Consider the following 25,359-nt stretch of genomic DNA (forward strand, 5'->3'; position numbering starts at 1 on the left):
GACAAAGGAAGATGAAAGAAAAATCAGAAGATCAGATTATACGGACCGAATATTCTGAGGTCATGCAGAAATCTTATATTGATTATGCGATGAGCGTCATCATTTCCCGAGCGCTTCCGGACGTGCGGGACGGTTTAAAGCCGGTACAGCGCCGTACTCTGTATGACATGTATGAGCTCGGCATCCAGTACGACAAGCCGTTCCGAAAGTGCGCGCGTATCGTCGGCGATACGATGGGTAAATACCATCCGCACGGCGACAGTTCCATTTACGATGCTCTTGTCGTAATGGCACAGGATTTCAAAAAAGGGCAGCCGCTTGTGGACGGTCACGGAAACTTCGGGTCGATTGAGGGTGACGGTGCCGCTGCAATGCGATATACCGAGGCGAGACTGCAGAAAATTACACAGGAGGTCTATTTAAAGGATCTCGACAAAGACGTTGTCGATTTCGTACCGAACTTCGACGAGACGGAAAAAGAGCCGTCTGTTCTGCCAGTGCGCGTGCCGAACCTTCTGTTGAATGGCGCAGACGGTATCGCTGTCGGTATGGCAACAAGCATTCCGCCGCACAACCTGTGTGAGATTGTGGATGCGGTCAAGGCCTACATGAAAAACAACGACATCACCGTCAAAGGTCTGATGAAATACATCAAAGGACCGGATTTCCCGACCGGCGGTATTGTCGTCAATCAGGATGACCTGCTGTCGATCTACGAAAAAGGTGTCGGAAAGATTAAAATCCGCGGAAAAGTGGAAGTGGAGAAAGGCAGAAACGGAAAGCAGTATCTTGTGATCACCGAAATTCCGTACCCGATGATCGGTGCGAACATCGGAAAGTTCCTGAACGATGTGGCGGGGCTTGTGGAGAGCAAGAAAGCGCCGGAAATCGTCGACATTTCCAACCAGTCCTCGAAAGAAGGAACACGCATCGTGCTCGAACTGAAAAAAGGCGCGGATGTGGAGCGGATCACGAATCTGCTGTACAAGAAAACACGTCTGGAAGATACGTTCGGTGTCAACATGCTCGCCGTGGCAGATGGAAGACCGGAGACGTTAAGCCTTAAGCAGGTGATCGAGCATCACGTTGATTTCCAGTTTGAAGTGGCAACCCGCAAATACCAGAACCTTCTCCGCAAAGAGATGGAGCGCCGCGAGGTGCAGGAAGGTCTGATCAAGGCATGCGATGTGATCGATCTGATCATTGAGATCCTGCGCGGAAGCAAGACACAGAAGCAGGTCAAAGAGTGTCTGATTATGGGAGTGACCGATGGTATCCGCTTCAAATCAAAGTCAAGTGAGCGTATGGCAGCACAGCTCTGCTTTACGGAACGCCAGGCAACGGCGATTCTGGAGATGCGTCTGCAGAAACTGATCGGACTGGAAGTGGAAGCACTCTTAAAAGATCATGAGGCGACTGTGGCGAAGATTACGAAGTACGAGGATATCTTAAATCATTACGACTCGATGTCGGAAGTTATTATGGAAGATCTGACGCAGATAAAAAAAGAGTACGGCCACAAGCGGAAAACGGCGATTGAGAATGCTGAGGCGATTGTTCTTGAGGAGCCGAAGGTCGAGGAGATGGATGTTGTCTTCCTGATGGACCGCTTCGGTTATGCGAAGACGATCGATACGTCTGCTTACGAGCGGAACAAAGAGGCTGTGCACAACGAGAACAAATATGTGTTCCAGTGCAAAAACACCGATAAGATCTGCGTCTTTACGGATCTTGGCATGATGCACAGCATCAAAGTAATGGACATCCCGTATGGAAGATTCCGTGACAAGGGAACGCCGATCGACAACCTTGGAAATTACAGCAGCCAGAAGGAGCAGATGATTTACGTCGATGCACTGGAAAATATCAAGAACAATAAGCTGCTGTTCGTCAGCGCGGCCGGTATGGTAAAACTTGTCGATGGATCCGAGTTTGATGTCGTAAAACGAACGATCGCGGCGACGAAGCTTTCATCCGAGGAGGACCGTCTGATTCTTGCCGAGGTCTGCCAGGAGCAGGAGTATGTGGTTCTGCAGACGAAAAACGGTGTCTTCCTGCGCTTCCTTACGAGTGAAGTGCCGGAGAAGAAAAAAGCAGCCGTTGGTGTGCGTGGTATCCGTATGGCAGAGGACGACGCGGTAGAGCATGCGTATCTGCTGGCAAGCCGGATGGATTACACGATCACGTATCACGACAAAGAGATTTCTCTGACAGCGAAGATTAAGCTGGCAAAACGAGACACCAAGGGAACAAAGATCCGGGTATAACGCAGAGTTTTGTTTATAACCATGAGAAGCACGCTCCGCGGGTTTTTCGAGAGATCACTTGGCAATAAAAGGACACCTGCCCGATACCAGAACGGTACGGGGCAGGTGTCCTTTTCGCATAATTTTTTAGTTATTTGAAAAACTGTGGGAAGTCTTTCTTGGGGTTCTTCTTTCAATGGCAACGTACGGACGATGATGACCGACATATTTATAAGCCGGACGGATGATCTTTCCTTCGTTGACAAGCTCTTCGATCCGGTGTGCGGACCAGCCGGAGATACGGGAGATAGCAAAGATCGGGGTGTAGAGCTCTTTTGGAAGGCCAAGCATTGTGTAGACGAAACCGCTGTAGAAATCAACATTTGCACAGACTGGTTTGAGCAGACGGCGCTTTTTGGCGATACACTCGCCGGCAATGCGTTCTACAGACTCATAGAGAGCAAATTCTTTCTCGCGGTGCTTCTCAGCGGAAAGCTTCTTTGCATATTCTTTTAGAATCACACAACGTGGATCGGACAGGGTATAAACAGCATGGCCCATACCATAGATAAGACCCGTTCCATCGAATGTTTCACGATCAAGCATTTTGGTCAGGTAGGTGCGCAGTTCGTTTTCGTCTTCCCAGTTTGTAACATTCTCTTCAATATTTTCAAACATCTCCATAACCTTCAAGTTGGCACCGCCGTGGCGCGGTCCTTTTAAGGAACTTAAAGAAGCGGCAACAGCAGAGTAGGTATCGGTTCCGGAGGAGGAGACAACGTGTGTCGTAAATGTTGAGTTATTTCCGCCGCCGTGGTCTGCGTGAAGAATTAACGCAACATCGAGAACCTTTGCCTCCAGAGCAGTGTATTCTCCATCCGGGTGAAGCATCTGCAGAATGTTTTCAGCCATCGACAGCTCCGGTTTCGGATTTCGGATGATCAGGTTCTGGTTTTCGTGGTAGTGGCGGTATGCATGGTAGCCGTAAACGGCGATCAGCGGCATTTTGGCGATCAGACTCAAAGCCTGGCGGAGGACGTTCGGAATGGAAATGTCATCCGGCTTTTCGTCGTAGGAATACAGGGTCAGCACACAGCGCTGCAGAGTATTCATCATGTTTTTGCTGGTTGCCTTCATGACAACGTCGCGGACAAAAGTGTCCGGTAGCTCGCGGTAGATACTTAAAATTTCGTTGAAATCATTTAACTGCGGTTCTGTCGGAAGAGAACCGAACAGAAGAAGATAGGTAATCTCTTCAAAACCGAAGCGTCGTCCTTCCATACCTTTGATCAGATCAGCGACGTTATAGCCCTGAAAATAGAGACGGCCATCGGTCGGAACTTTTTCGCCGGTGCGCTCATCAATATCGAAGCCGATAACATCGGAAATTTCGGTCAGGCCGGTGAGAACACCTTTACCAGTGGAATCACGCAGTCCCCGTTTTACATCGTACTCAGTGTATAAAGATAAATCAATCTTTCCGGAATCTTTCGTATACTCTACAAGCTGACTGAGCTTGTCTTCCAGATTATCGTATTGCATGGTCATGACAACAGCCCCTTTCTTCCTTTAGTTAAAAACTATACTTACTTTTTTGGCGGTTGTCAATGCTTTTCTTTCAAAATACATTAATTTTTATAAGGAAAAGGGATGGTTTTCCTTAATTTTTGAAAGTGAGGACAAAGTTTATGCATAAAATTTGCGCCAGGGAGGTGAAAACAACAGGGATGGAAACGGCGGGAAATCAGTGGGGCGGAACAAATTTTAGAAAAAGATTCATAAATTTCAAAAAAATGCTTGCAATTTCAAAAAAATACGGTATAATAATGATTGTGTCATTCAGGAAATGAATTTCACAGGCCGAAATAGCTCAGCCGGTAGAGCACTTCACTCGTAATGAAGGGGTCGTCAGTTCGAATCTGATTTTCGGCTTATTCTTTAGAAACCCGCAGGACGTAAGGTTCTGCGGGTTTTCTGGTATCATGAGAAATATGACATAAATACGAACGCCCTTTGCAGGAAAAAGATCTGCTGCAAAGGGCGTTTGCTGTTACAAGTTTCAGGAAAATCAGTTCGTACAGCATATCCTGACGGAGCTTTTGGCCGGACACTTCAAAGAGCACATCAGCTGTTGCCATTTTCCTGTGCTGCCACCCGTGCGTCGCGTTCCCGGCGGGAAAAGACGCAGCCGCAGTAGTCCTGGCGGTAGAGGCCGTATTCATGGGAAAGTTCGATGGAACGCTGGTAGCCGCCCCGTTTCTTGAAATCTGAATTGAGATATGGGATCCCGTATTCGGCGGCAAGCCGTTCTCCGATTTCATTCAGCTTTTCCGCGTTTTTCAGCGGGCTGATGGAGAGGGTTGTTGTAAAATAGTCGAGTTTGAGCTGCTTTGCCATTTCGGCCGCTTCGCGGAGCCGCATTTCATAGCAGACAAAACAGCGCTCGCCGCCCTCTGGCACATTTTCCATCCCGCGTGTCAGTTTATAGAACCGGTCAGAATCGTACGGGCCGGGGCAGAAGGAAATCGGATGCACGGCGGGAAGAGAATGGATCAGACGCTGCTGTTCCTCCACGCGGTGCTCGTACTCCGTCGGCGGATAGATGTTGGGATTATAGTAAAAGAGCGTAATGGAAAAATACTGCGACAGATATTCCAGCACGTAACTGCTGCACGGCGCACAGCAGCTGTGCAGCAGCAAGGTCGGAACTTCACCGTGAAGTCCTGCAATCTTCGCATCCAGCTCCTTCTGGTAATTTCTTTTATTGGCCATAATGTATCTTCAAACCTCCTGGTATCTTTCAATCCTTTCTATTATAGCCTCAGCGCGGCTGGGATGCAAGCTGCATATGATATCTTATAGATAGAGGAGGATGCAAAAAAATGGATGATCAAATCCTGTCATTAGAGCATATATCACTGTCCTATCACACCATGAAAGGAGAAACACCGGCGCTGTGCGATCTGACCTTTTCGGTAAAAACGGGGGAATTTGTTGCTCTTGTCGGACCGAGCGGCTGCGGAAAGAGCACGATCCTGAACTTGATTTCCGGTCTTTTAAAGCCGGAGGCGGGAACTCTGCTGAGCCGCGGACGGCCGATCACGGAGGCGGATCTCCATATCGGCTACATGCTGCAGAGAGACCACCTGTTTGAATGGCGGACCATCTACAGCAACGTTCTGCTGGGCCTTGAGATTTCGCGCACGCTGACACCCGAGCGGAAAGAAAAAGTCGGGGAGATGATGGAGACATACGGCCTGAAATCCTTTTCCAATGCCCGTCCGTCCGAACTTTCCGGCGGTATGCGGCAGAGGGCGGCACTGATCCGTACACTGGCGATGGAGCCGGATCTTCTGCTGCTTGACGAGCCGTTCTCCGCTCTCGACTACCAGACGAGGCTGAACGTCTGTGATGATATCGGAAAGATCATCAAAAAAGAGGGAAAGACAGCAATTCTCGTGACACACGATATTTCGGAGGCCATCAGTATGGCGGACCGTGTGATTGTTCTGGCGGCACGGCCGGCATATGTGAAAAAAAAGATTCCGATCCGGTTTGCGATGGAGGAGCGCACGCCGATGAAAGCGCGCAGTGCGCCGGAATTTAAAACGTATTTCAATGCCATCTGGAAGGAGCTGAATGAAAATGCGTGAGCAGGCAAAAACGCCGGAGAGCAGCTTTCAGAGGGCGTATCTCCGGCAGAAAAAAAGAGAACGGGAGCAGGTGCGGGTGTTTCGGGCTTTGCTTCTCGTCAGTTTTCTGGTATTATGGGAGGTGGCGGCGGATCTGAGATGGATTGATCCGTTTATCTTTTCCAGCCCTGTGCGGGTGGGAAAAACGTTCGTGACCCTGCTGACGGAGCAGAACCTTCTGCGCCATATCGGGATCACGGTGTATGAGACGGGAATCAGCTTTCTGCTTGTCTCGGCACTTGGCATGGCGTTCGCTGTGCTTTTGTGGCTCTTTCCGCGCTTTTCTGCGGTGATGGAGCCGTACCTGGTAGTCCTGAACAGCCTGCCGAAATCGGCGCTCGCCCCGCTTCTCATTGTGTGGATGGGGGCAAACGTGAAAACGATCATCACGGCCGGCATTTCCGTTGCGATATTCGGCTCGGTGATCAGCATTTACAGCAGTTTTCAGAGTGTGGAGCCGGATATGCTCCGCCTGATTGCAACACTCGGCGGAACGAAGAAGGATATGCTGTTCCGCGTCGTGCTGCCGTGGTCGTTTCCGGGGCTGCTCGCCGTGTGGAAGGTCAACATCGGCCTGTGCCTCGTCGGTGTTGTAATCGGAGAGTTTATCGGGGCAAGAGAGGGGCTTGGCTATCTGATTATCTACGGCAGTCAGGTGTTCAGATATGCACACGCAAGAGAAGGGAGGATGACAGATGATTGGAATCGTATGTCTGGAAGAACGAAGAGGAATGCAGTTTGGCGGACGACGCGTTTCGCGGGACCGCGTGGTAACGGAAAAAATCTGCGAACTGTGTGAGGGGAAAACGCTCTGGATGAATCCGGCTTCGGAAAAGCTGTTCGCGGAGCAGAAGGAGAGTGGGAAGGTAACACTTCAGGCGGCGGCAGATTTTCTGGAGCAGGCAGGCGAAGGAGAATACTGCTTTGTGGAGAATACGGGACTGCAGGCTGTGGAAGCGAAGATAGAGAAAATCATCGTTTTCTGGTGGAACCGGCATTATCCGTCTGACCGGAAATTCGACCTGGATCTTTCCAAATGGAATAAAGTGTCCGAGGAGGAGTTTGCAGGCTATTCCCATGAGAAAATAACGAAAGAGGTATATGAGAAATGAAAAAACTAAGAAAACAGCTTCTGCTGCTGGCGGCGCTTCTTGCTCTGACACTGACCGGCTGTGAGGCGCAGGATCTTCTCTCGACGGAGAGAGCAGATTCCGGTTCGGAGGTTACGGCCGCTTATACGATGACGGAATCCCAGATTACCGATCAGGCACCGACGGCCGTTTCAGTTCTTGATGTTCCGGAGTTTTCCGGTGAACCGTATGTCGTTTTAAACGGAAATGAGCCGGATTTTACCGATGAGGAAAAGACGACCGAGTCGTACGAGCATTACAGCGATCTGGACAGCCTGGGACGGTGCGGCGTGGCAGAGGCGAATATTGGCCAGGATCTGATGCCGACGGAGAAGCGCGGCGCGATCGGCCAGGTAAAGCCGACGGGCTGGCATACGGTAAAATACGATCAGGTGGAAGGTAAATATCTGTACAACCGCTGCCATCTGATCGGATACCAGCTGACCGGTGAGAATGCAAACGAGAAGAATCTGATCACTGGAACACGTTATCTGAACGTCGAGGGCATGCTGCCGTTTGAAAACATGGTTGCCGACTACGTCAAAGAGACCGGAAACCATGTGCTGTACCGCGTTACACCAATTTTTACCGGGGACGACCTTGTAGCGGACGGTGTGGAGATGGAGGCACTTTCCATGGAAGATGACGGCGAGGGCATTTCCTTCCATATCTTCGCATACAACAATCAGCCGGGCATCTCGATTAATTATGCAACGGGAGACAGCACGTTAAGCGAAAGCAGCGGAACGATGACGGATCAGCAGGAATATGTCATGAACACATCCAGCATGAAATTCCACCTGCCGTCATGCTCCAGCGTCAGCTCGATTAAGGATGAAAACAAGGCGACATATCAGGGACCGCGCGAGGACCTGATCGCCGAAGGCTATGAGCCGTGCGGACGGTGCAATCCGTAAAAGAAATTACAAAAAGAGGGTCGGAACTTTCCGGTCCTTTTTTCTATATAGTAAAGAGAAGCATCTGGAAAGTGAGACAGGAGATGGAAGAGGAGAAGCTGCGTGCGGTTTATTATGCAAGGTGCAGCACCGAGGAGGAAAATCAGAAGGATGCGCTGGTAAGACAGGCGGCGGAGGCGGAAGAGGCAATCCGGGCAAGAGGATGGAGGCTTGTGGATGCCTACGTGGAGAGCCGCTCCGGTACGAGCCGGAAGGGCAGACGGGAATATAACCGCCTGTACGAGGATCTCGAGCAGAACCGGTTTGATGTCGTCGTAATCAAGTCGCAGGACCGCCTGATGCGGAACACGCGGGACTGGTATCTGTTCGCAGACCGCTTAAACTGCGCCGGAAAGCGGCTGTATTTTTATCTGGAGAACACATTCTATTCGCCGGAAGACGCGCTTCTGACCGGCATTAAGGCGATTCTGGCGGAGGAGTACAGCCGGGAGCTGAGCAAGAAGATGAATCTGGCGCACCAGAAACGGCAGCAGAATAATGGAAAGCCGGTGCTGACCTCAAAAAGTTATGGTTACCGGCGGACGGCAGGCGGAGCGATTGAGATCATCCCGGAGGAGGCCGCAGTGAAGCACCGTATGTACGAACTCTGTGCAGACGGTCTCGGCGGACGGAAAATTGCGGCGGTTCTGGCAGCGGAGGGCGTCCGCAGCCGCGCCGGAAAACCATTCTCTGGAACAGACATTATCCGCATGGTGCGGAATCCCATGAATAAAGGCACCGTAGTCATGAACAAGAAGCATTACGATTTTAACACCGGAAAAACGCTCCCTACACCGCCGGGCGGGCAGTACGTCTATGCGGGGAAAATTCCTGCTATCGTCTCTGAAGAGCTCTGGATAGCGGCAAATCGGGCGGCTGACGAGCGTCTCTGCCGCAAAAAGGTGGGCAAATCTGTTCAGACTTGACTGGGTAATCCTGTCCATCCTGATCCTCTGCCTCGTTGCGGCAGGATTGTACGGCATCTTGGGCTGGCTGGAAAAAAACTACACAAAACGCCGAAATTCGGGAAAGTAGGTGATTTGACTTGCAAAGGAAGGTTGGATGCTTGTATAATAATGCATGATAATTTAAAAAACTTACAGGAAAAGAGGAATGAAAATGGCACAGTTATGGGGCGGACGGTTCACAAAAGAGACCGACAAGTTAGTGTATAATTTTAATGCATCCATCAGCTTTGATCAGAAATTCTATAAACAGGACATCAAAGGCAGCATGGCACATGTAAAGATGCTGGCAAAACAGGGCATCCTGACAGAAGAGGAGAGAGACCAGATTCTTGCAGGACTGGAGGGGATTCTTGCCGATGTAGAGAGCGGAAAACTGGAAATCACCAGCGAATATGAGGATATCCACAGCTTCGTGGAGGCAAACCTGATCGACCGCATCGGAGACGCCGGAAAGAAGCTGCACACCGGAAGAAGCCGCAATGACCAGGTAGCCCTCGATATGAAACTTTATGTCCGCGATGAGATCACCGAGATTGATGCACTCGTCAAAGAGGTGCTGGTAACACTTGAAAAAATCATGGAAGAGAACATTCACACCTATATGCCGGGATTCACCCATCTGCAGAAAGCACAGCCGATCACACTGGCACATCACATGGGCGCATATTTTGAAATGTTCCGCCGCGACAGAGGCCGCCTTGCAGACATCTACAAGAGAATGAATTACTGTCCGCTCGGTTCCGGTGCGCTGGCTGGAACGACGTATCCGTTGGACCGCGCTTACACAGCAGAGCTGCTCGGCTTTGACGGCCCGACCTTAAACAGCATGGATTCCGTATCCGACCGTGACTATGTCATTGAGCTCCTCAGTGCTCTTTCTACGATTATGATGCATCTTTCCCGCTTCTCCGAGGAGATCATCATCTGGAATACCAATGAGTACCAGTTTGTGGACATCGACGACGCATACAGCACCGGAAGCAGTATCATGCCGCAGAAAAAGAATCCGGATATCGCAGAGCTTGTTCGAGGAAAAACAGGCCGCGTTTACGCAGCTCTGATGTCAATGCTCACCACTATGAAGGGAATCCCGCTGGCGTACAACAAAGATATGCAGGAGGATAAAGAGCTGACCTTCGATGCCATCGACACCGTAAAAGGATGCCTGGCTCTGTTCAATGGCATGCTTTCTACCATGCACTTCAAAAAAGACCGCATGGAGAACAGTGCAAAGAACGGTTTCACGAATGCAACGGACGCAGCTGATTACCTTGTTGGAAAAGGCGTTCCGTTCCGCGATGCACATGGCATTGTCGGCCGTCTCGTTCTGTACTGCATTGACAAAGGAATCTCCCTTGATGATATGAAACTCGAAGAGTACAAAGCGATCAGCCCGGTCTTCGAGGATGATATTTATGATGCCATCAGCATGAAGAACTGCGTAGAACGACGCAACACGATCGGTGCGCCGGGAGCAGATGCGATGCAGGCTGTCATCGAGCAGAATAAAAAATATTTACAGGAAAATTGAAAAAACAGTTGCAATTTTGAAAAAATTGGTATAGTATGACATGAGACGCACAAATGTACGCCACAGAAGAACAAGGAGATGAAACCAATGGAGCAGAAATTGAGAGTAGGAATTTTAGGAGCAACCGGTATGGTAGGACAGAGATTTATTTCTCTGCTGGAGAACCATCCGTGGTTTGAAGTTGTGACCCTGGCAGCAAGTCCGAGAAGTGCCGGAAAAACATATGAGGAAGCAGTCGGCGGACGCTGGAAAATGGATACTCCAATGCCGGAAGCAGTGAAAAAGCTCGTTGTGATGAATGTAAATGATGTAGAGCATGTGGCATCTACCGTAGATTTTGTATTTTCCGCTGTTGATATGTCGAAAGATGAGATCAAAGCGATTGAAGAAGCATATGCAAAGACCGAGACACCGGTTGTTTCCAACAACAGCGCACACCGCTGGACACCGGATGTTCCGATGGTAGTTCCGGAAATCAACCCGGAGCACTTCGATGTTATCGAGTTTCAGAAAAAACGTCTGGGAACCAAGAGAGGCTTTATCGCTGTAAAACCGAACTGTTCAATCCAGAGCTATGCACCGGTATTAACGGCATGGAAAGAGTTCGAGCCATATGAAGTGGTTGCAACCACATACCAGGCAATTTCCGGAGCAGGAAAAACCTTCAAAGACTGGCCGGAGATGGAAGGAAACATCATCCCGTTCATCGGCGGAGAAGAAGAGAAGAGCGAGCAGGAGCCGCTTCGTATCTGGGGTAAAATTGAAAACGGCGTGATCGTAAAAGCAACTGAGCCGAAGATCACCTGTCAGTGTATCCGTGTTCCGGTATTAAACGGACACACCGCAGCTGTTTTCGTAAAATTCCGCAAGAAACCGACGAAAGAGCAGCTGATCGAAAAACTGGAGAACTTCAAAGGCCTTCCGCAGGAGCTGAATCTGCCAAGCGCACCGAAACAGTTCATCCGTTACATGACAGAAGATAACCGTCCGCAGGTAACACTGGATGTCAACTACGAGAACGGTATGGGAATCAACGTAGGCCGTTTAAGAGAGGATTCCATCTACGACTGGAAATTCGTAGGTCTGTCCCACAACACGGTCCGCGGCGCAGCAGGCGGAGCAGTACTTTGTGCAGAGACATTGGTTGCAAAGAAGTTTATCGCTGCAAAATAATGCTTAGAATGATATAAAAAACGCCTCTGAAACGTTTTGGGTTCAGAGGCGTTTTTTGTGCATGGATCAAAAGAATATAGCATGTGTTTGAAACATCGTTCCTGCAATCTGCACGCCCAACTTTGCAGGATATCGAAAGCAGCAAAAAAGAAGCGCCATACGGGAAAATTCCCGCGGCGCTTCTTTTTTGCTCAAATAATTTTATTTACGCAAAGTTTGGCTAATCTTAGAATTTGCCAGCTTTTGCTGCCTCTTCAACAGCTACAGCAACAGCAACAGTCATACCAACCATCGGGTTGTTTCCTGCGCCGATCAGACCCATCATCTCTACGTGAGCCGGTACAGAAGAAGAACCTGCAAACTGAGCGTCAGAATGCATACGTCCCATAGTATCGGTCATACCGTAGGAAGCAGGACCTGCTGCCATGTTGTCCGGGTGAAGAGTACGTCCTGTACCACCGCCGGAAGCAACGGAGAAGTATTTTTTACCAGCTTCGATACGCTCTTTTTTGTAGGTACCTGCAACTGGATGCTGGAAACGAGTCGGGTTGGTGGAGTTTCCGGTGATGGAAACGTCAACGTTCTCTTTCCACATGATAGCAACGCCTTCACGAACGTCGTTAGCGCCGTAGCAGTTAACTTTCGCACGCGGTCCATCGGAGTATGCTTTTCTGAATACTTCTTTCAGTTCTCCGGTGTAGTAGTCATACTCAGTCTCTACATAAGTAAAGCCGTTAATACGAGCGATGATCTGAGCAGCGTCTTTTCCAAGACCGTTCAGGATAACACGCAGAGGTTTCTGACGTACTTTGTTTGCTTTTTCAGCGATACCGATAGCACCCTCAGCAGCTGCGAAGGACTCATGTCCAGCCAGGAATGCGAAGCACTCGGTGTCCTCTTCCAGAAGCATTTTACCAAGGTTACCATGGCCAAGACCAACTTTACGCTGATCTGCTACAGAACCCGGGATACAGAAGGACTGAAGTCCCTCACCGATTGCTGCAGCAGCTTCAGAAGCTTTGCGGCATCCTTTTTTGATTGCGATTGCTGCGCCTACAGTGTAAGCCCATTTTGCATTCTCGAAGCAGATTGGCTGAATGCCTTCGATCATTTTGTATACATCAAGGCCAGCAGCTTTTGTAACTTCTGCAGCTTCTTCGATGGAGTTGATTCCGTACTCAGCAAGCTTAGCCAGAATCTGTTTCTCTCTTCTTTCATATGATTCAAATAAAGCCATTTTCCTATCCTCCTAAATTATCTGATTACTCTTTTCTCGGGTCAACGATCTTAACAGCATCAGCAACACGTCCGTACTGTCCGCTTGCTTTTTCGAAAGCTGTGTTTGCATCATCGCCGGCTTTGATGAAGTCCATCATCTTTCCGAAGTTGATGAATTTGTAACCGATAATCTCATCATCTGCATCCAGAGCGATACCTGTTACATAACCGTCGGTCATCTCCAGATAACGAGGTCCTTTTGCAAGAGTTCCGTACATGGTACCAACCTGGGAACGAAGTCCTTTACCAAGGTCTTCCAGGCCTGCGCCTACAACCAGTCCGTCCTCGGAGAATGCACTCTGGCTTCTTCCGTAAACGATCTGCAGGAAGAGCTCTCTCATAGCAGTATTGATAGCATCACACACAAGGTCAGTATTCAGTGCCTCAAGGATGGTAAGTCCTGGCAGAATCTCAGATGCCATAGCTGCAGAATGAGTCATTCCTGAACATCCGATGGTCTCAACGAGAGCTTCCTGGATAACGCCCTCTTTTACGTTCAGAGTCAGCTTGCAGGTACCCTGCTGCGGTGCGCACCAGCCAATACCGTGAGTGAATCCGGAAATGTCTTTGATTTCTTTTGCTTTTACCCATTTTGCTTCCTCCGGAATCGGAGCTGCACCGTGATGCACGCCCTGGGCAACCGGACACATCATTTCTACTTCGTGTGAATAAGTCATTGTTAAACTCCTTTCAAATATGTACTTATTTGAGCTTTTGTCTTTCGAACGGACTGTTTCCAGCCTGTTCACAGACCTATGGTTATTGTCTCACAAAATTGGTCATTCGTCCAGCATATTTTGATAAAAAATTGCAAAGACCACCGGAAAACGATAAAATTTCCGGCGGTCTTTTAAATCAATCGGTTTGGTTTTCTCTCGATAAAAGAGAATTTTTTTAATTATCAGATTTTTTTGACAATTTCTTTCGCATTCTTAAAAATATGACCTGACGGGATCACACCGCGAACACAGGAGAGTGGATAAATGTTGGAATTTCTTCCGACAACCGTTCCCGGGTTCAATACGCTGTTACAGCCGACCTCAACTTCATCGCCGAGCATCGCACCGAATTTTTTCAGTCCGGTTTCGATCTGTTCATCTGCGCCTTTGACAACAACGAGCTTCTTATCGGATTTTACATTGGAAGTAATGGAACCGGCACCCATATGGGCTTTGTATCCAAGAACAGAGTCGCCGACATAGTTGTAATGCGGAACCTGTACTTTATTAAAGAGAATGACATTTTTCAGTTCGGTGGAGTTTCCAACGACAGCGCCCTCGCCGACGATGGCATTTCCGCGGATAAAAGCACACTGGCGGATCTCCGCGCCTTTTCCGATGATGCATGGGCCGTTGATGGAAGCGGTCGGTGCGATCACGGCATCTTTTGCGATCCAGACATTTTCGCCGCGTTTTTCGTATTCTGCCGGATCGAGTGTTTCGCCGAGTTCAAGAATAAAATCTTTAATGAGCGGAAGCACTTCCCATGGATACGTTTTGCCTTCAAAGATTTTTGCGGCAATGGTCTGGGTTAAATCATAAAGTTCAGAAATGGTTGCATCTTTCATGCGTGATTCATCCTTTCTTGTTTTAGTTCCTGTTTATCTTACCACATTTCAGGAGTTCTGTGTGCCCTTTTTTCTGGCGGTGGAATAGGACTTTGCAGAGGAGTCTTCTGCAGCGGTACGTTTCCCGGTACGGGAGCGCGTGGAAGAGGCTTTTTTGTAATACGGCGCGGACGCATCAAAGCTGCTCTTTAGCTGGAACTGATTCCGCATCTGCTTCACATTTACCGTGTGGCGTGTCACAAAGTTTTCCAGTTTTCCCATATATTCCTCGGAGGTAATGGAGCCTTCCGCTACATAGGTAAGTCCCTTTTCCCAGCTTGCCGTCAGCTCCGGATTCAGAAGCGGGCGGATCGACTGGTGTACGACGTCGTAGATCATTTCGCCAAGCTGTGTCGGGGTGATAACCTGTGTCTTTTTGTTCAGAGCAAGATATTTGATAAAGACAAGCTTTTTCAGAATCTCAGCACGCGTCGCACTCGTTCCGATGCCGCTTCCCTTAATCTGTTCGCGCAGCTCCTCGTCTTCAATGAGCTGTCCGGCATTTTCCATTGCAAGGATCATCGAACCGGAGGTGTAGCGTTTTGGCGGAGAGGTTTCTCCTTCCTTGATAGAAAGGTCGAGAAGATTCAGCTCGCTGCCTTTCTGCAGCTGGGACAGCGCTGCAAGAAAAGAGGGATCGCAAGTCGTCTCGTCTTCCTTTCTGCCCTCGTCGTCCTCCTCTTTCTTACGGAAGAAAGAATACTGCATGGCTTTTAAATAGCCCTCCTGCACGAGAACACGGAAGTTGGAGAAAAACTGCTCGCCGCCGATTTCGGTGACAAGAGCAACTTTCTGATAGACCGCCGGCGGATAGAAGATACCGAGAAAACGGCGGACAATCGTCTCATAAACTTTTGCGGAGAGTTCCGAGAGGTTCCGCAGATTGTTAAGGCCCTGTCCGGTCGGAATGATCGCATAGTGATCGGTAATCTGTTTATCGTTTGTATAGCGGGTGGAACCAATCTTTTTCCAGCTTTCACCCTGCAAAATTTCATTTGCAAGGCCGCTGCAGATGCCGTACTGCTGCAGGCCGCGCAGGTTTTTGCTGATTTCCCTGGCAACGGCAGAAGAAAGCACACGGGCATCGGTTCGCGGATAGGTAACCAGCTTTTTCTCGTAAAGCTCCTGAACAACTTTCAGCGTTTCATCCGGACTGATTTTGAAAAAGCGGGCACAGTCATTTTGCAGCTCCGCAAGGTTGTAAAGCAGTGGCGCATTTTTATTTTCCTTTTTTCGCTCCATTTTCAGGACATGCGGGATCAGAGGATTCTGCATGCTTAATTCCTCGATCAGTTTCTGTGCGTCCTCTTTTTTCTGGAAGCCGTTCTCCTTATAGAGAAGCGGAGAGTTGAAGTAGCGGCTGCCTTTTACGGCGCGCCATTCCCCCTCAAAATTGCGTCCATTTAAGGAAAGACCGGCGATGACACGGTAGAATGGTGTTTTCACAAAGCTGCGGATTTCGCGCTCCCGGCGTACGACCATGCCGAGCACACATGTCATAACACGGCCGACGGAAATAGACTGATATTTAGTGCCGAGATACGATGCGACAGCGCTTCCGTATTTGAGCGAGAGAAGACGGGAAAAATTAATGCCCATCAGGTAATCTTCTTTGGCGCGGAGATAAGCGGATGCCGAAAGATTGTCGTATTCACTTTCGTCCTTCGCTTCGCGGATACCGCGCAGAATTTCTTCTTCTGTCTGCGAGTCGATCCAGACACGCTTCTGTTTCTTGTCTTTGATACCGGCCATCTGCGCGACGAGACGATAGATGTATTCTCCCTCCCGCCCGGAGTCGGTACAGACATAAATGGTTTCAATATCCTCCCGGTGGAGCAGGTTACTCACAATGGTGAACTGCTTTTTTACTTCCGGGATAACTTCATATTTGAAGTTTTCAGGCAAAAAAGGCAGGGTCTCGAGACTCCACCTTTTTAACGCAGGATCATATTTTTCCGGATAACTCATCGTAACCAGGTGACCGACGCACCAGGTTACGACGGACTGATCCGACTCTAAGTATCCATCCCTGCGCTGCATATTCTGTTTTAACGCTTTTGCGAACTCCTGAGCAACGCTCGGTTTTTCCGCAATGTATAAAGATTTTGTCATTTATCTGCACTCATCATTCGAAGCGGCCAGGCAAGGAGCACACCGCCTCCTATTGCGTTTCCTATAGTTACAATGACCATACTTTTCAATGCGGCAGTCAGAGAAATGCCGCCTGGGACCAGAAGTGCAGCGGTAACAAAGGTGGCCATATTGGCAACGCAGTGTTCAAAACCGGCAACAACGAATCCGGCGATGCAAAGTATAATCATGAAAAATTTGGCAACTTCATTTTTGCATTTCATGCCGCAGGCAACGGCGAGGCAGACGAAGAAGTTGCAGAGAATGGCACGGAAAAACATTTCTCCGGCAGGAATGGAAAGTTTATTTCCAATAAATCCTGCGTAATAATCGGCAGTACCGGAAGCACCTGCCAGTACGAAAATTACGGAGAGAATCAGGCATCCGACAAAGTTTCCGATGTAGCTTACCAGCCATACTTTTCCAACCTGTGCCCAGGAGACTTTTTTGTCATAGGCCCCAAATGCCATAACAAGATTGTTTCCGGTGAAAAGCTCTGCACCGATAAAAACGATCAGCAGAACCGCAATGGCAAACACAATACCGCCAAGCAGTTTTCCCCAGGCAGGATCTGTACTCTGGAACGTATTGCCTACCACGTTGGAGAAAATCATGGCAACCACGATAAAGAAACCGGCCATGACTGCACGGAGAAAGTATTTCCCCGGGTGTTCTTTCAGCAGCTTTGCTTTGTTTACGGCTGCCTCTGAAAATTTTTGTACGTCATCATAAGGCATAGAATAACTCCTTTCTTATGTCCAGTAGGATGGACATATCCCCTCTCTTTTTGTCCGGGGGATGGTCTTTTTTTCCGGAGCAGCTTGCAAATGCTTCGGATTTCGCGCTTTCAACTTTGGCTATTATAGCATTTCCCGGAAAGATTCGCAATGAAGGAGGAAGAAAAAAGTATATTTCCACAGAAATGTCAGAAAATAAGGGGTGAAACGACAGATTGTATGATGAACTCAGAGGGATTGAAACAAGGATTGAAAGCTTTTTTAACCGAGTTAGCCACTTGCTCAAAGACAGGACTTCCAGAAAATATGATAGATATCATATTTCTGGAAGTTTTATTGTAAAATAATGTAACGTACTTAATAGGAGAACAGTTCGAGTATATGTATCGGCTGTTCTTTTTTTTGCTTTTGAACGTTAAAATGTTAATCTTTTTCTTGCGTATAGTAGAACACTAAAGTATAATAAAATCAGTTTTTTGCATAAGATTAAAGCTATAATAAGGAAATTGGCAAACCAGATGAAAGTCTGGGACGCAAAGCTACAGGGCCTGTAAAATGGCAGCCAGTTGCATAAAATGAGGTGCACTGTCTGTCTGACGGTGCTTTTTTACGGTGTTATTTCACAGACGTAACAATAATGATTTTATCAGGAAAAAATGAGGAAAATAAAAGTATGAAAAAGGCAAAACGTTGTCTGACAGCAGTGGTGTCAGGTGTACTTGCAGCATCTGCTGTCTTGTCTGGATGTGGACAGTCAAAGAAAGAAGTATCTATAAATGATGATCATCTTACCGTTTATCTGTGGGAAAATCGTTTGATGAAAAATATTGCATCCTATATCCATGAACAGTTTCCAGATCAGGATATTGAATTTATTATAGGTAACAATGATACCGATTTATACAGTTATTTTAAAGAACATGATGAATTACCGGATATTATAACAGTACGTCGATTTTCTGGAACAGATGCACAGGACTTACAGCCTTATCTTATGGATTTTGCTTCTTATGATGTTGTTTCCAAGTATTATTCTTATGCGGTGCAATATTATAAGAATGAGGAGGATGAAATCCAGTGGCTGCCAATCTGTGGTATTCCGCAGACGATCATTGCCAACAAAACACTGTTTGATCAGTATGGCGTAAAGATTCCAGAAAATTATGAGGAATATGTACAGGCCTGTCAGCAGTTTTATGATAATGGCATAAAACCGTATTCCATGGATCTTGGGGAAGACTGGTCTAATAATGAAATCATCCAGGCGGCGGCAATCGGTGAGTTTACAAGCCTGGATGGTATTGAATGGCGAAACGGTGCAGAGACTGCAGCGGATGAAGTGAAGTTTGATGATACATTATGGAAACGTATTTTTTCAGAAACCAGTCAGTTTCTTAAGGACTCGCACTTTGGTAAAGAAGATATCAATATTGACGTCAATACAGGAATCCAGATGTTTGTCGAGGGAAAATCAGCAATGTTTCATGGACATCCGACGGTTATGCAGCAGCTGCAGAAACAGATGGATGCGGAGCTGACCCGTATTCCTTACTTTTCACAGACATCGGATGAATCCTATGTGTACATGACTCCGTCCTTAAACATTGCATTTAACAAAAACCTGGAAAAAGACCGGGAGAAACTGGATACTGCGCTGGATGTGCTGGATTGTATGATTTCAGAAGAGGGGCAAAAGCTGATTGCGGATGGAAGCGGTGTTATTTCATTGAATACAGATGTTCCAACCATGATGCAGGATGTGCCTGGACTGGAAGAGGAAATTAATCATAATGCTGTTTATATCCGATATTCCGCCCAAAAATCATTTGATGCAAGTCTTGAGGCTGTTCACGGATTACTGTCAGGGGAAATGGATGAAACACAGGCTTATGATACTTTTCGCAGTGTAATGAATCGTAAAGATCCAGAAGAAAAAGCAATGATGAATTTTGAAAATGAATATTCCATTTCACTGAACGATAGAAATGGCCGTGATGCAGCATCTTCCATTTTAACTACGATCAGAGAAGAAAATGATGCACAGCTGGCTCTGGCACCATATTATTATTTTACTTCTTCTATGTACAAAGGAGAATGCACCAATAGCCGGGTTGGCATGATGACAGCGAAGAGTTCAGATACAACATTATATTTTGCAAAAATAAATGGTAAACAGGTTTGTGAACTCGTGGAAAATTATCTCGCCGAAGCTGATGAGAATTTTTATGTAACCAATGAATACGAATTACCAATTGCATCTGGTATGAAAATGATCGTCAGTCAAGAGAAAAGTGGATTTTCGTTAAAGGACTTAACAGTTAATGATAAGAAAATAGACAAAGAAAAGGAATACTCGATTCTTCTTACAGACACCACAATGTCCGTTTTGAAAAAAATAAATCCGAAATGTGAGATTGAGCAGCTTAAAGATACAACATTATCAAGTGCATGGACCGAAGCAATGTCAAAAGGACAGCAGCCGTCAGCACCGGAAGACTATATAGAGGTTGAACAGTAAAAGTGGAGATAGAACAAGCGGTAAATAAAAGAAAAAAAATAACAAGGCTGTTGCTTATACTACTTATGATTCTTTTAAGCTTAGTTTGTATCAAGTATCTTATAAGTAAGTCTAATAAGTATATCAGCGAAAATGGAAAAAGCAGTATGGGAGCTGTTGTTGAACAGATACAGCAGACCTATGATCTTCAGGTGAGTGGATACTACAGCCAGCTGCAGTTGGTTGAGGAATTCTTACTTCATGAGAGGGAACTGTCTCTTGAAACGGATACGAACAAAAATTTCTTTGAAGCATGGGAAAAAGAATCGGAAAGTACTCTTATATTCCTTCAGGAAAATGGTCAGGCAATATCAGCAGGTGGAACAAAAATGCGGATTGATATGCCAAGTAAACTTCTGCTGGACTTAAAGAACGGATACAATATTGGAAAACTGGTGCGTCTTGATTATGATCAGAAGAAAAAAGACGGTTATCTGGTTGCGATTCCATGTCAGGAATACACGATCAATGGAGAAACTTATACGGCAATTGGAACTGTGTATGATCATTCGAAACTGGATTCCATGTTAAAACTGAAAGGTTATGATGGGAAAGCCTATTTGTTCATGCTGGATGATGACGGAAATATTACGTATACGAACCAGAGTGGTGATAAATACCTGCGTAATTATTCTTTGCTAAAACATTTAAAAGGGCAACAGGCTATTACAGAAGAAGAGGCGGATTTGTTCAAAAAGAAATTTGATAACAGAGAATCCGGAGTTGCACTTTTGGGAAAACAGAACCCCTATTATATGGGGTATTGCCCGATAGAAAGCAACAACACCATTTTGGTGTGCATTGTGGCAAAGGGAGTTGTGGACAATGTGCTGATGGATTACCAGAAAACGGTGTTGTTTACAACAATACTCATGGCAGGTTTTATACTTTTACTTTTTGCCGGATTATTCTACAGTATTTCCAGACTTAGTCTTGCAGATCAAAGAGCAGAATATGAAAAAAGAAATAATGAACTTCATTTGCAAACAATGAAGGAAATGGAAGTAGTCAATCAAAAACTGAAAAAGGCAAAGAACGTTGCAACAGAGGCTTTACAGACAGCTGAAAATGCAAATAAGGCGAAAACGGATTTCCTGTCTAATATGTCACATGATATTCGTACTCCTATGAATGCAATCATTGGTATCACATCTTTGATCAGACATGATGCAGGTAATAAAGCAAAAGTTATAGAGTATGCAGATAAAATAGATATTTCATCGCGGCATCTGTTGGGAATTATCAATGACGTTCTGGATATGAGCAAGATTGAGGCAGGAAAAACAGTCTTCAAATATTCTGACTTTTCTATTCTGGATCTTGTACAGGAACTTAACACTATATTTCATACTCAAATATATGAAAAGCAGCAGACCCTTACAATCATAAAAGAAAATATTCAGCATGAGTGGGTGAATGGGGATCAGGTTCACCTGATACAGATTTTCAGCAACCTGCTTTCCAATGCAGTGAAGTATACCCAGGAAGGTGGGGAAATTCAGTTCTTTGTAGAAGAATGTGAGACAAAGTCATCTGTCTATGCAAAGTACCGTTTCTTAGTTAGCGATAATGGTATGGGAATGTCGGCAGATTTCAAGGATACAATTTTTGATGCGTTTACCCGTGCGGAAAGTTCCATTACAAATAAAATACAGGGAACCGGACTTGGAATGGCGATTACTAAGAATCTGGTTGAGGCAATGGGAGGTACCATTGATGTGGAGAGTGAATTGGGACAGGGAAGCTGTTTTGAGGTTCTCATGGATCTGAAAATTGCAGAGGATAGAACAGTTGCTCTGGCGGCACAAGAAGAAACAGATAAACAGGATGGTAATATCCTTCAAGGAATGAGATTCCTGTGTGCAGAGGATAATGAGCTGAACGCGGAGATCCTGACGGAACTGTTAAAGATTGAAGGTGCGGAATGTACCATCTGTGAAAATGGCGAAGAGATTTTGAAAGCATTTGAACAGTCTGCTCCAGGTGATTATGACATGATCCTGATGGATGTGCAGATGCCTGTTATGAATGGCTATGAGGCGACGAGGGCAATCCGCAGAAGTTCCCATGAACTGGCAAAGACGATACCGATTATTGCCATGACTGCCAATGCATTCTCAGAAGACATTCAGCATTCCCTTACGGCTGGCATGAATGCACATGTTTCAAAACCGGTTGAGATGAAGGTGCTGGAAAAGACGATTAGAAGCATAAAATCCGGCGGGGGGGGGGTACCGAACCGCAGGTCACTGTACAGTGACGAATGGAAAGTAACCGGACATAGAAGAATCAAAAAGGATAGTTAGGGATGGACAGAAAATGAAAGGAAAAAGAGTGATTGCAGGCATTCTGCTTGCGGGAATTTTAGCAGTCACCCTGGCAGGGTGTAAAAACACAGATAACACGAAAGAAGAAACCGAAAGGCCTGTTATTACCCTCGGCAGTGACAACTATCCACCATACAATTATCTGAATGAGGATGGTGTACCGACGGGAATCGATGTAGAACTGGCTACAGAAGCTTTCAAAAGAATGGGATATCAGGTGGACGTTGTCCGGAACAACTGGGAGAAGAAAAAAGAACTGGTGGAGAGCGGAGAGATTGACTGTATCATGGGCTGCTTTTCCATGGAAGGGCGTCTTGATGATTACCGCTGGGCGGGACCATATGTAGCAAGCCGTCAGGTGGTTGCTGTAAATGAGAATAGTGATATCTATAAACTGAGTGATCTGGAGGGTAAGAACCTGGCTGTTCAGTCCACAACCAAACCGGAAGGTATCTTTCTGAACCGAACGGATGAGAGAATCCCAAAGCTGGGCAATCTGATCAGCCTGGGACACAGGGAGCTGATCTATACATTTCTGGGAAAAGGATATGTAGATGCAGTTGCAGCACACGAGGAATCTGTTGTCCAGTATATGAAGGATTATGACGCAAGCTTTCGTATCCTGGAAGAACCTTTGATGATCACTGGAATAGGTGTTGCTTTTGCAAAAGAGGATGACAGAGGAATCTGTGAGCAGATGAGCCAGACGCTGGAAGAAATGCGTCAGGATGGCACATCTCTGAAAATCATTGAAAAATATCTGGATGATCCCCAGAAGTATCTGGAGGTGGATGATCTTGGATATTAAGAGAAAGAAAAAAGAAAAACGGATCCAGCTGTTCGGCGGTCTGATTGGAGTCTGTGTGGCTGTAGCCTCTCTGTTTTATTTCTTCCACGCAGAAAAAGCCGAAGCAGAGAAAAGAATGGTGGAGATTGTAAACTATGTGAAAGTGCAGTGCTCCACCTACACCCATTTTAATGAATCTTCGGAATCAAAAAGCCTCCTCCGTGCCATTGAAAGTGCTAGACAGATGAGTACAAATATTAAAATGGAAATAGAAAACGGCGGTCAGCTAAGCCGGGATTTCCTGAAGGAAAACCTGCAGACTCTATGGGTGGATGGTATCATTGTACTGGATGCAGAAGGAAAGACGGACTGTGAATACAGCACGGATGAGTCTCTGGCTAATGAGATTACGGAGTATCTGCAAAAAGAAATTATCATGAATTTTGCCGGATATGAAGAAAGAAGCTATTCGGAACGGTTTACCAGGGAAGATGGATCCTTTATTGACATTGCAGCCTGTGCCAGAAAAGATGCACTGGGTATCGTTGCAATCTATTACTACACATCTCCTGAATTTGCCAGAAACTATACACTGACGATACAGGGGCTTTTAAATGGTTATAGCATCCAGAAAGATGGAACGATTATCGTTGCAGACGACGGAATCGTTGTTGCCAGCAATAATGAGAGCCTGTTGGGACAGAATACAGCCGACAACGAAGTTGTTCAGGCAATGAAAAAGCATACAGACAGTCAGCATATCTATCATTTTAGGAAGGAAGGAATTGGATGTTATGGAATCATGCTGAAACAGCGTGATTATTATATCTACGCATATCTTCCGGATACGGAAGTGTTTTGTAATCTTCCATTAAGTGTTATAGGTGTTATTTTTCTTTATTTTCTGATGTTCGGCATATTCTGGTTCTGGACATACAGAACCAATCTGGCGCACCGGAAACAAGAATTTGAAAAAGATGAAAAATATAAAGCAGAACTTCTGACAGCAGCAAAAAAGGCAGAAGCCGCCAATGAGGCAAAAACAGAGTTCCTTCATCGTATGAGCCACGATATCAGGACTCCGATTAATGGAATCTACGGTTTGATTAATATGGCAGACCATTATGCAGATGATATGGAGAAGCAGAAGGAATACAGAACAAAGGTTAAAGCGGCATCCAATCTGTTGCTGGAACTGGTAAATGATGTTCTGGACATGAGTAAGCTGGAGTCGGGTGAAGTTGTTCTGGAAGAGAGTCCATTTAATCTGAGCAAAATTTCTGAGGAAGTGCTTGTTGTAATTGAACAGATTGCTGCAGAACAGAATATCCGGATTGTATGGGAGAAAAAAGAAATCATATACCGTGATCTTATTGGAAGTCCGGGGTATGTAAAACGTGTGATGATGAATATCCTGTCCAATGCAGTGAAATATAACAGAGAAAATGGACATATTTATCTTAGCTGCATGGAAATCCCATCCGAACAGCCAGGAATGACGACAATGGAATTTATCTGCCGGGATACAGGAATCGGAATGACTGAGGAGTTCCAGAAACATATTTTTGAACCATTTGCACAGGAATATACGGGAAGCCGCACAAAGTTTGTCGGAACCGGACTGGGAATGGCCATTGCAAGGAAGCTGGTCGAGAAAATGGGTGGAACCATTACTTTTGAAAGTGAAAAAGGCGTAGGGACGACATTTGTGATCCGGGTTCCATTTAAAATAGATCCGGATGCGGATAAACGTGAAGAACAGAAGGAGGTATCCGAAAAATCTATAAAGGGATTGCATATTCTGCTGGCGGAAGATAATGAGCTGAATATGGAAATCGCTGAATTTATGCTTCAGAATGAGGGCGCTGACGTGACCAAAGCATGGAATGGGCAGGAAGCGGTTGAGCTGTTCAGAAAAAGTGAACCCGGTGAATTTGATGTCATTCTTATGGACATTATGATGCCGGTAATGAATGGTTATGAAGCTGCAAAGACAATCAGGTCTCTGAACAGAGAGGATGCAAAGACAATACCGATCATTGCAATGACAGCAAATGCCTTCACGGAGGACAGAATAAAAGCAAAAGAAGCAGGAATGGATGAACATGTTGCTAAGCCTGTTGATATGGAATTACTGATAAAAGTAATTCATAGATTGGTGAAATAAAAGATATTATAAGAAAGTTATAAAATTGTAGAAAAGCGTGAAAAGAGTTATGAAGAACGTATCCTGAGAGACAT

General features: G+C 46.4%; 21 protein-coding genes, 1 tRNA gene and 1 riboswitch. Of the genes, 14 read left to right on the forward strand and 8 right to left on the reverse strand.

The genetic code is table 11. The features are described 5' to 3' along the window. Positions 1-11 precede the first annotated feature (11 nt). Positions 12-2,267 (forward strand): DNA gyrase/topoisomerase IV subunit A, encoded by a 2,256-nt coding sequence (locus DWX26_RS13690; RefSeq protein ID WP_117761589.1) that lies wholly within the window; start codon positions 12-14, stop codon positions 2,265-2,267. Positions 2,268-2,393: 126 nt separating this feature from the next. Here DWX26_RS13690 and DWX26_RS13695 read toward each other — a convergent pair whose 3' ends face one another. Continuing rightward, positions 2,394-3,794: a citrate/2-methylcitrate synthase gene (locus tag DWX26_RS13695; RefSeq protein ID WP_117802456.1), complete on the reverse strand. Its 1,401-nt coding sequence runs from the start codon at positions 3,792-3,794 to the stop codon at positions 2,394-2,396. A 311-nt stretch (positions 3,795-4,105) separates the two neighbouring features. On the opposite strand from DWX26_RS13695, the gene DWX26_RS13700 reads away from it, so the two are divergent. Beyond that, positions 4,106-4,178 (forward strand) — tRNA-Thr (locus DWX26_RS13700). A gap of 192 nt (positions 4,179-4,370) precedes the next feature. On the opposite strand, the gene DWX26_RS13710 is transcribed toward DWX26_RS13700, so the two are convergent. Then, the gene (locus tag DWX26_RS13710) at positions 4,371-5,018 is read right to left on the reverse strand and encodes an epoxyqueuosine reductase QueH (RefSeq protein ID WP_117761585.1); all 648 of its coding nucleotides are present in this window, start codon (positions 5,016-5,018) and stop codon (positions 4,371-4,373) included. 110 nt (positions 5,019-5,128) lie between these two features. Between DWX26_RS13710 and DWX26_RS13715 the strand changes: the two genes are divergently transcribed. The 7 genes from DWX26_RS13715 to asd all read left to right on the forward strand — a co-directional run bounded on the left by DWX26_RS13715 (position 5,129) and on the right by asd (position 11,696). Beyond that, complete coding sequence (locus DWX26_RS13715) at positions 5,129-5,899, forward strand: ABC transporter ATP-binding protein (protein WP_117510218.1); 771 nt, start codon at positions 5,129-5,131, stop codon at positions 5,897-5,899. Continuing rightward, on the forward strand, positions 5,892-6,737 hold the full coding sequence (locus tag DWX26_RS13720) for an ABC transporter permease (RefSeq protein ID WP_022463011.1): 846 nt from the start codon (positions 5,892-5,894) through the stop codon (positions 6,735-6,737). The genes DWX26_RS13715 and DWX26_RS13720 overlap by 8 nt, the downstream gene beginning before the upstream one ends. A gap of 16 nt (positions 6,738-6,753) precedes the next feature. Further along, positions 6,754-7,050 carry a hypothetical protein gene (locus DWX26_RS13725; RefSeq protein WP_022463012.1) on the forward strand — a complete coding sequence of 99 codons (297 nt, stop codon included), beginning with the start codon at positions 6,754-6,756 and terminating at the stop codon, positions 7,048-7,050. Continuing rightward, positions 7,047-7,985, forward strand: coding sequence for a DNA/RNA non-specific endonuclease (locus DWX26_RS13730; protein ID WP_118601623.1), 939 nt, complete (start codon positions 7,047-7,049; stop codon positions 7,983-7,985). The genes DWX26_RS13725 and DWX26_RS13730 overlap by 4 nt, the downstream gene beginning before the upstream one ends. A 71-nt stretch (positions 7,986-8,056) precedes the next feature. Next, positions 8,057-8,950, forward strand: a complete 894-nt coding sequence (locus DWX26_RS13735; RefSeq protein ID WP_147398130.1) for a recombinase family protein — start codon at positions 8,057-8,059, stop codon at positions 8,948-8,950. A 193-nt stretch (positions 8,951-9,143) separates the two neighbouring features. Further along, complete coding sequence (gene argH / locus DWX26_RS13740; protein ID WP_055228597.1) at positions 9,144-10,523, forward strand: argininosuccinate lyase; 1,380 nt, start codon at positions 9,144-9,146, stop codon at positions 10,521-10,523. Between the two features lie 87 nt (positions 10,524-10,610). Beyond that, a complete protein-coding gene (gene asd / locus DWX26_RS13745; RefSeq protein ID WP_022463016.1) occupies positions 10,611-11,696 on the forward strand; it encodes an aspartate-semialdehyde dehydrogenase in 1,086 nt (361 codons plus the stop codon). Positions 11,697-11,762: 66 nt separating this feature from the next. On the opposite strand, the gene DWX26_RS17935 is transcribed toward asd, so the two are convergent. The 6 genes from DWX26_RS17935 to DWX26_RS13770 all read right to left on the reverse strand — a co-directional run bounded on the left by DWX26_RS17935 (position 11,763) and on the right by DWX26_RS13770 (position 17,447). After that, positions 11,763-11,855: a DUF6783 domain-containing protein gene (locus DWX26_RS17935; protein WP_369123061.1), complete on the reverse strand. Its 93-nt coding sequence runs from the start codon at positions 11,853-11,855 to the stop codon at positions 11,763-11,765. 67 nt (positions 11,856-11,922) lie between these two features. Continuing rightward, positions 11,923-12,933: a GGGtGRT protein gene (locus tag DWX26_RS13750; protein ID WP_022463017.1), complete on the reverse strand. Its 1,011-nt coding sequence runs from the start codon at positions 12,931-12,933 to the stop codon at positions 11,923-11,925. A gap of 25 nt (positions 12,934-12,958) precedes the next feature. Further along, on the reverse strand, positions 12,959-13,651 hold the full coding sequence (locus DWX26_RS13755; RefSeq protein WP_022463018.1) for an iron-sulfur cluster assembly scaffold protein: 693 nt from the start codon (positions 13,649-13,651) through the stop codon (positions 12,959-12,961). Positions 13,652-13,875: 224 nt separating this feature from the next. Further along, positions 13,876-14,541, reverse strand: a complete 666-nt coding sequence (locus DWX26_RS13760; protein WP_055228579.1) for an acyltransferase — start codon at positions 14,539-14,541, stop codon at positions 13,876-13,878. A gap of 48 nt (positions 14,542-14,589) precedes the next feature. Continuing rightward, the gene (locus DWX26_RS13765; RefSeq protein ID WP_118601625.1) at positions 14,590-16,692 is read right to left on the reverse strand and encodes a DNA topoisomerase; all 2,103 of its coding nucleotides are present in this window, start codon (positions 16,690-16,692) and stop codon (positions 14,590-14,592) included. Then, the gene (locus DWX26_RS13770) at positions 16,689-17,447 is read right to left on the reverse strand and encodes a formate/nitrite transporter family protein (protein ID WP_117802452.1); all 759 of its coding nucleotides are present in this window, start codon (positions 17,445-17,447) and stop codon (positions 16,689-16,691) included. The genes DWX26_RS13765 and DWX26_RS13770 overlap by 4 nt, the downstream gene beginning before the upstream one ends. A 150-nt stretch (positions 17,448-17,597) precedes the next feature. Between DWX26_RS13770 and DWX26_RS13775 the strand changes: the two genes are divergently transcribed. The 5 genes from DWX26_RS13775 (at position 17,598) to DWX26_RS13795 (ending at position 25,285) form a co-directional block, all read left to right on the forward strand. Beyond that, complete coding sequence (locus DWX26_RS13775) at positions 17,598-17,789, forward strand: hypothetical protein (protein ID WP_118601626.1); 192 nt, start codon at positions 17,598-17,600, stop codon at positions 17,787-17,789. Between the two features lie 156 nt (positions 17,790-17,945). Further along, a riboswitch (cyclic di-GMP riboswitch) is annotated at positions 17,946-18,021 on the forward strand. Positions 18,022-18,120: 99 nt separating this feature from the next. Continuing rightward, positions 18,121-19,965, forward strand: a complete 1,845-nt coding sequence (locus DWX26_RS13780; RefSeq protein ID WP_118601627.1) for an ABC transporter substrate-binding protein — start codon at positions 18,121-18,123, stop codon at positions 19,963-19,965. A gap of 65 nt (positions 19,966-20,030) precedes the next feature. Then, positions 20,031-22,310: an ATP-binding protein gene (locus tag DWX26_RS13785; protein ID WP_243030686.1), complete on the forward strand. Its 2,280-nt coding sequence runs from the start codon at positions 20,031-20,033 to the stop codon at positions 22,308-22,310. Positions 22,311-22,323: 13 nt separating this feature from the next. Continuing rightward, positions 22,324-23,139, forward strand: coding sequence for a substrate-binding periplasmic protein (locus DWX26_RS13790; RefSeq protein ID WP_118601629.1), 816 nt, complete (start codon positions 22,324-22,326; stop codon positions 23,137-23,139). Further along, complete coding sequence (locus DWX26_RS13795; protein ID WP_118601630.1) at positions 23,123-25,285, forward strand: ATP-binding protein; 2,163 nt, start codon at positions 23,123-23,125, stop codon at positions 25,283-25,285. The genes DWX26_RS13790 and DWX26_RS13795 overlap by 17 nt, the downstream gene beginning before the upstream one ends. Positions 25,286-25,359 lie beyond the last annotated feature (74 nt).

It is taken from the genome of Blautia sp. AF19-1 (genome assembly GCF_003479155.1).
GTDB lineage: Bacteria > Bacillota > Clostridia > Lachnospirales > Lachnospiraceae > Fusicatenibacter > Fusicatenibacter saccharivorans.